This window comes from Streptomyces sp. OfavH-34-F, from assembly GCF_022347745.1.
In the GTDB taxonomy this organism is placed as follows: Bacteria; Actinomycetota; Actinomycetes; order Streptomycetales; family Streptomycetaceae; genus Streptomyces.
In genome coordinates this window covers 1-5,843 of record NZ_JAKRGC010000367.1, presented here as the reverse complement: position 1 = coordinate 5,843, position 5,843 = coordinate 1, and the positions used below count along the sequence as shown (strand labels likewise).

At 72.1% G+C, this 5,843-nt stretch carries 4 protein-coding genes; 1 reads left to right on the top strand and 3 read right to left on the bottom strand.

Annotation, left to right across the window (positions count from 1 at the left end; all coding sequences use genetic code 11):
- Window positions 1-479 precede the first annotated feature (479 nt).
- Window positions 480-1,187, bottom strand: a complete 708-nt coding sequence (locus MHW47_RS31055; protein ID WP_239227205.1) for a DUF402 domain-containing protein — start codon at window positions 1,185-1,187, stop codon at window positions 480-482.
- Between the two features lie 22 nt (window positions 1,188-1,209).
- The gene (locus tag MHW47_RS31050) at window positions 1,210-2,646 is read right to left on the bottom strand and encodes an aspartate ammonia-lyase (protein ID WP_239227204.1); all 1,437 of its coding nucleotides are present in this window, start codon (window positions 2,644-2,646) and stop codon (window positions 1,210-1,212) included.
- Between the two features lie 114 nt (window positions 2,647-2,760).
- Between MHW47_RS31050 and MHW47_RS31045 the strand changes: the two genes are divergently transcribed.
- Window positions 2,761-4,284 carry a ricin-type beta-trefoil lectin domain protein gene (locus tag MHW47_RS31045; protein WP_239227203.1) on the top strand — a complete coding sequence of 508 codons (1,524 nt, stop codon included), beginning with the start codon at window positions 2,761-2,763 and terminating at the stop codon, window positions 4,282-4,284.
- 71 nt (window positions 4,285-4,355) lie between these two features.
- On the opposite strand, the gene MHW47_RS31040 is transcribed toward MHW47_RS31045, so the two are convergent.
- On the bottom strand, window positions 4,356-5,654 hold the full coding sequence (locus MHW47_RS31040; protein ID WP_239227206.1) for a M18 family aminopeptidase: 1,299 nt from the start codon (window positions 5,652-5,654) through the stop codon (window positions 4,356-4,358).
- Window positions 5,655-5,843: the final 189 nt, after the last annotated feature.

The following is a 5,843-nucleotide window of genomic DNA, read 5'->3' as shown; positions in this document are numbered from 1 at the left end:
CCACGGCGGCGTCCCGCTGCCGCGGCCGCGTGCGTTCCTGCGGCCGGGCGGCGAGAGGCTGCCGGCCTTCGTGGGAGGTGGGGTGCTCCGTCACGCGTGGGATTCCGTCCGTCCGGGCCGGTTGTATGAGGCAATCACCTTGTGGGGCGCTACTGTGCCCCGGCAGGAGCGGCGATAACAACGGCTGCCATCGCCTTCCCCGGCTGACGGGGCCGAAACCGAATGCCTGCGCCGGGTGTCGTTGACAACGTTTGCGCAGGGGCGGCAGCGGTCGGCCGACACGTCTCCACCCCCTCGTAGTGGCTCATGCGATGTGGGCAACTCGTGCGACCCATGACGCCGATGCGGACCATGAGGTGGCGGTTTGTGCGACGAGCCGATGACTTGCGATCAGGTTCTGCGCCCCGCCTGCCGGTTGGGGCCCAGCCGCTCTCCTCGGGACGATCCTACGTTTGCACCCCTGGGGTGCATCAAGGGTCTCACGACGGCATGGCGGAAGCCGTGCGGTCGAGACCGTCCGGACGGCGGTCCCAGTCGTCCGGCAGTTCGGGCACCGGCCACGCCGGATCGGGCCGCCACTTCTCCCAGCCGTCCCGGAACGGCGATCCCCAGTCGCGGATCAGCCCGACCGCCGCGTCTCCCGCCGCCCGCACCCGGCGGGCCGTCTCCGGTGTCATCAGGCCCACCCGCTGGGCCTGCTCGAACTCGTCCTCGTCCCGCCACAGCCAGCTGTGGTCCGGGTAGACGGAGATATCGAGGAAGTGGTCCTCGGAATCGACCCCTCCGGCCCACCTGGTACGCGGTTCCTCCAGGTTCACGTACCAGCTGCGGAACTGCCAGCCGCGCTCCCAGAACAGCCACACGGACCACGGCTCGCCGGGCCGGGCGAGCTTCAGCACCCCGTTCCCCAGCCAGAGCGAACGGGCCGTCGTGCGCGGTGCGGTGTAGCGGGTGGCGAGCGGTTCGACGTGGACGTCGGTGCCGTCGGCGAGGACCGGTTTGACGCACGGGGTGCCGGGCGCCACCCACACCGCGAGCAGCTCGTCGGTGTCCTGTACGACGGTCACCGGGCGGCAGATGTGGAACGCGTGAGCGGCGGAATCCGGCCGCCGGGGGCCGTGTCCCCGGTAACGCCACAGGATCTGGTCGCCCGGCGCCCAGCGCGGGGTCTCTCCGGTACCTGTCATGGAGAGATCTTAGGACTGCTGCTCAGGGGCGGGTCATGCGCAGCACGTCCAGGGCCTCGTCGAGCTGGGCCTCGGTCAGGTCTCCACGTTCCACATAGCCGGATTCGAGGACGACTTCACGGATCGTCCGGCGTTCCGCGAGCGACTTCTTGGCGACCTTGGCGGCCTCCTCGTAGCCGATGTACTTGTTCAGCGGTGTGACGACGGACGGGGAGGACTCGGCGTACTCCCTGGCCCGCTCGGCGTGCGCGGTGATGCCGTCCACCGTGCGGTCGGCGAGCAGCCGGGAGGCGTTGGCGAGGAGCCGGACGGACTCCAGCAGGTTCTTCGCCATGACCGGGAGCATCACGTTCAGCTCGAAGTTCCCCGCGGCGCCCGCGGCGGCGACCGTGGCGTCGTTCCCCGTCACCTGCGCGGCGACCATCAGCACCGCCTCGGGGATGACCGGGTTGACCTTGCCCGGCATGATCGAGGAGCCGGGCTGGAGGTCGGGTAGTGAGATCTCGGCGAGCCCGGTGCGCGGGCCGGACGCCATCCAGCGCAGGTCGTTGCAGATCTTGGTGAGCGAGACGGCGACGGTGCGCAGCTGGCCCGAGGTCTCGACCAGGCCGTCCCGGGCGCCCTGCGCCTCGAAGTGGTCGCGGGCCTCGGTGAGCGGCAGCCCGGTGACGCGGGCGACCTCGGCGATGACGGCGGCGGAGAAGCCGGGCGGGGTGTTGATGCCGGTGCCCACGGCGGTGCCGCCGAGGGGGAGTTCGGCGAGCCGGGGGAGCGAGGCGCGCAGCCGTTCGACGCCGTGGCGGATCTGGGCGGCGTAGCCCCCGAACTCCTGGCCGAGGGTGACGGGCGTGGCGTCCATCAGGTGGGTGCGCCCGGACTTCACCACCGTCGCGAACTCCTCCGCCTTGCGCTCCAGGGCGGCGGCGAGGTGTTCCAGGGCGGGGATCAGGTCGGCGGTGACCGCGGCGGTGGCGGCGATGTGGATGGAGGAGGGGAAGACGTCGTTGGAGGACTGCGAGGCGTTCACGTGGTCGTTCGGGTGGACCGCGCGGCCCAGGCGCTCGGTGGCGAGCGTCGCCAGGACCTCATTGGTATTCATGTTCGAAGAGGTACCCGAGCCGGTCTGGAAGACGTCGACCGGGAAGTGCGCGTCCCAGCGTCCCTCGGCGACCTCCTCCGCCGCCTCCCGGATCGCCCCCGCGATGTCCGCGTCGAGCACGCCGAGTTCGGCGTTGACCTTGGCCGCCGCCCCCTTGATCCGGGCCAGGGCCTCGATGTGGGCCCGCTCCAGGCGCTGCCCGGAGATCGGGAAGTTCTCCACGGCCCGCTGCGTCTGGGCGCGCCACTTCGCGTCCGCCGGCACCCTGACCTCGCCCATCGAGTCGTGCTCGACGCGGAAGTCCCCGTCCTCGGCGCGGAAGTCCTCGCCCGAGCCCGCGTCCGTTCCCCGATCCGTCATCGTCCAACCTCCTTGAAGCCGCTCAAAAAGATGAGCACTTGTCTTGTTCCATGTATTCCCAAGTCGCCTACCGACCAGTAAATACCGGGGGTAACCACAACCAGGGGAGGCGCAATGAGGCGCACCAGGCACAGAATCCGCAGCACCGTCGCGGCCGCGGCCGCCGTCGCGGCGGCGCTCGGCGGGATGACCGCGGCCGCCGGACCGGCCACCGCCCAGCCCGGTACCACCAGTACCGCATCGACGCCCCTGCCGCCCGAACTGGAGGCCATCCGCGCCGCGGAGGCCACCCGGCTGTACGGCGACCCGGCCGAGCGCCCGCTCGACCAGCGCAAGACCGGGCTCATCTCGCTCGGCGACAGCGAGATCTCCGGCGAGGGCGTCGGCACGTACGAACCCGGCACCAACGGCCCCGACAACTGGTGCCACCGCTCGCCCGAAGCCGCCATCCACCGGACCGGGATTCCCGCCGACGTCACGTACAACGTCTCCTGCTCCGGCGCGTACACCGGAAACATCGTCATCGGCGGCTCCAAGCAGTACGCCGACGAACTGGTGCAGAGCGACAACCTGGCCATCAAGGCGCGCAACACCCGCATCAAGATGATCGTCCTGGTGGCGGGTGCCAACGACGACCTCCAGTTCGGCCCGGTCATGACGGACTGCGTCACCCGCTGGGTCCTCTCGCAGGGCACCTGCGAGCCCAAGTACGCCCCCGGCTGGCAGGCCCGCGTCGACGGACTCGTCCCCAAGGTCGAGAAGACCGTGCGCGACCTGCGCACCGTGATGACCGGCGCCGGTTACGCGAACAGCGACTACAAGCTCGTCGTCATGGGCTACCCGAGCCCCATCGGCCCGGACTTCTACGACAACCCGAAGTTCCCCGGCAAGCTTCCCGGCGGCTGCGCCGGATACGACTCCGACGCCGCCTGGGGCCGCAACACCGCCGTACCCGCCTTCGAGCGGGGCATGCGCAAGGCCGCCGCCGACACCGGGGCCGTCTACCTGGACAACTCCCGGCTCTTCCACGGCCACGAGGTGTGCAGCGAGTCCACCTGGGCGCGCGGCCTCTACATCGACCTGTCGCACTTCCCGCCGGACTCCAACTCGGTACGCCAGTCCTTCCACCCCAACGCGGCCGGGCACGGCGCCTTCGCCTCCTGCCTGACCCAGGTCTACAACTCCGGCCTGCGCGAGGCGAGCTGCGCCGACCCGGCGAGCACCGGGCAGCCCGTCCTCCAGCCGGTCGCCTGGGACGACGTCTTCGCGCCGCTGCGCGGCGAGGCGACGGGGAACTGCCTGGACGCCCCCGCATCCGTCACCCGCAACAACACCGGGGTCACCGGCTGGGAGTGCCACGGCGGGCGCAACCAGGGCTGGTGGTACGACTCCGGTACGCAGACCCTGCGCACCGAACTGAGCCACGACCGCTGCCTGGACGTACCCGGCGCCGACTACAGGGCCGGCGCCTCGCTCATCCTCTACAACTGCTCCGGCGCCGCCAACCAGCGCTTCGTCCGCCAGGCGGGCACCCTGCGCCCGGCCGCCGCGACGGGCCTGTGCGCCACCCTCGCGGGCGCCCATGACCCGCTGAGGCTGCAGACCTGCGACGGCAGCGCGAAGCAGCGCTTCGCCTAACCCGCCGCACACACGGGTACGGGGAAGGACCGGCGCGGCTCTTCCCCGTACCCCGCGCGCACCCGTGGCAATCAGCCGGACGTCATGAACGCGCGCAGGATCGCCGCGAGATGGGCCGGGTCCTGCGCCCCGCACAGCTCACGCGCCGAGTGCATCGACAGCCCGGGAACCCCCACATCGACGGTCGGCACACCCAGCCGGGCCGCCGTGAGCGGGCCGATCGACGTCCCGCAGGGCATCGCGTTGTTCGAGACGAACGGCTGCCACGGCGCTCCCGCCCGCTCGCAGGCGGACGCGAACACCGCGATCCCCGTGGAGTCGGTGGCGTACCGCTGATTGACGTTCACCTTGACCGTCGGCCCGCCGTTGGGCAGCGGCCGGTGGCCCGGGTCGTGGCGCTCCGCGTAGTTCGGGTGCACCGCGTGCGCCATGTCCGCCGAGACGCAGTACGCCCCCGCCAGCGCCCGCGACCAGTCCTCCGAACTGCCGCCCCGCGCCGCCACCGAACGGCTCAGCACCCGCTCCAGCAACGGGCTCTGCGCCCCCGTGTCCGAACCGCTGCCGACCTCCTCGTGGTCGAAGGCCGCGAGCACCGGCACGTACGCAGGCGGCTCGGCGGCCGTCGCCGCCGCCGTCAGCGCGGTCACCCCGGCGTGCACCGACACCAGGTTGTCCAGCCGCGGGGCCACCACGAACTCCCGCTCCGCGCCCAGATAGCCGGGTGGCTGCACGTCGTGCAGCATCAGGTCCCAGCCCAGCACGTCGGCCGGCTCCGCCTCGGCCGCCGCCGCCACCCGGCGCAGCAGCGCGCCCTCCTCGACCGCGCCGAGCGACCAGACGGGGGCGAGGTGGCGCTGCCGGTCCAGGGCCAGGCCGTCGTTGACGGTGCGGTCCAGATGGATCGCCAGCTGCGGCACCCTCAGCAGCGGCTCGTCGATCTGCACCAGCCGGGACTCGGTGCCGCCGGGCGCGCGCAGCGCGAGCCGGCCGGAGACGCCCAGATCGCGGTCGAGCCACGTGTTGAGCGGCACCCCGCCGTAGATCTCCACCGCCACCTGCCGCCAGCCCGCCGAGCCGGTGTCCGGGGTGGGCTTGACCCGCAGGTTCGGCGAGTCGGTGTGCGTGCCGACGATCCGGAACGGGGTGTGGGCGGGCAGCGGGTCGGGAACGTACCAGGCGATCAGCGCGCCCCCTCGGGCGACGAACGAGCCACCCGTCGCGCCGGTCCAGTCGTCGGTGCCGCGCAGTTCGCGGAAACCCGCCTTCTCCAGCCGCTGCACCGCGCTCGCCACGGCGTGGTACGGGGAAGGGCTGGCGGCGATGAAGGTGAGCAGGTCGTCGGCGTGGCTGCGGTGGGGGACCGGCGTCATGCGGTGTCCGCCTTTCCGGAGTGGGACGGTGAAAGTGGCACGGCCGCGCGGGCGCGGACGGCCGGACAGGGGGAGGAGGGGGTCGGCAGGGGTGTCGGCGGCCCCTCCGTCGGCGGCGGCCTTCGCCGCTGCCTCCCGTGCTTCCGCGGCGGCGCTGATCTCGCGCCAGGCGGACTCGGCCGCCTGCTG

What these genes read in the sequence shown, in the direction of transcription:
- MHW47_RS31055 (WP_239227205.1), bottom strand. Translation starts at nt 1,187, where the DNA reads ATGACAGGTACCGGAGAGACCCCGCGCTGGGCGCCGGGCGACCAGATC.
- MHW47_RS31050 (WP_239227204.1), bottom strand. Translation starts at nt 2,646, where the DNA reads ATGACGGATCGGGGAACGGACGCGGGCTCGGGCGAGGACTTCCGCGCC.
- MHW47_RS31045 (WP_239227203.1), top strand. Translation starts at nt 2,761, where the DNA reads ATGAGGCGCACCAGGCACAGAATCCGCAGCACCGTCGCGGCCGCGGCC.
- MHW47_RS31040 (WP_239227206.1), bottom strand. Translation starts at nt 5,654, where the DNA reads ATGACGCCGGTCCCCCACCGCAGCCACGCCGACGACCTGCTCACCTTC.